General features: G+C 59.0%; 2 protein-coding genes. Both read right to left on the bottom strand.

Annotated features, from left to right (window positions below):
- A complete protein-coding gene (locus EN932_RS37475) occupies positions 1 to 264 on the bottom strand; it encodes a hypothetical protein (RefSeq protein ID WP_013528470.1) in 264 nt (87 codons plus the stop codon).
- 47 nt (positions 265 to 311) lie between these two features.
- Positions 312 to 624, bottom strand: a 313-nt coding sequence (def, locus tag EN932_RS37470; protein WP_128369589.1) for a peptide deformylase, incomplete at its 5' end; no start/stop codon positions are given.

The following is a 624-nucleotide window of genomic DNA, read 5'->3' as shown; positions in this document are numbered from 1 at the left end:
CTATCTTTCCGCTTCGATCTTCTCCATGATTTCCGCGTATTCATCGCCAATTGCGCTTTCAGATACGAAAGCCGAGCGAATTGCAGCCCACGCCGAGAGGCTCGACTCCTCTCGGGCCGGCCTCTCCGCAACTATGCCTTTGCGCAGAAGGCCGATGGCCTTGTCCGAGACGCTCTGGCCGACCTCGCGCGCCGCCAGTTCGATCTCGCGCTTCAAAGGCTCAGGAATGTCCCTGATCAGCATGTCGACCGTCGGCATCTCCATTTGGTGGCAATCCTGCCGACAATAGGCCTGGAGGGGACTCCCGTACCTTATCCCGCGAGCTTGCCCGGCGCCTTGTCCCTGGCGAGCTTCTTGAATTTCTTTACCACCATGTCGCGCTTCAGCTTCGAGATGTGATCGATGAACAGGACGCCATTGAGGTGGTCGATCTCGTGTTGCAGGCAGGTCGCCATCAACCCCTCGGCCTCTATCTCCTGCAATTTGCCGTCGCGGTCGAGATATTTGACCCGCACGGAGGCGGGGCGTTCGACCTCGGCGTAATAATCCGGGATCGACAGGCAGCCTTCCTCATAGACGGAGCGCGCGTCGGCGCTCTCCAGGATTTCCGGATTGATGAAGACA

Origin of the sequence: Mesorhizobium sp. M7A.F.Ca.US.002.01.1.1 (assembly GCF_004022955.1) — a bacterium.
GTDB lineage: Bacteria > Pseudomonadota > Alphaproteobacteria > Rhizobiales > Rhizobiaceae > Mesorhizobium > Mesorhizobium ciceri.
This window is presented reverse-complemented; position numbering and strand designations above follow the sequence as displayed.

Coding starts and splice junctions, on each gene's coding strand:
- EN932_RS37475 (WP_013528470.1), bottom strand. CDS start 264: ATGGAGATGCCGACGGTCGACATGCTGATCAGGGACATTCCTGAGCCT.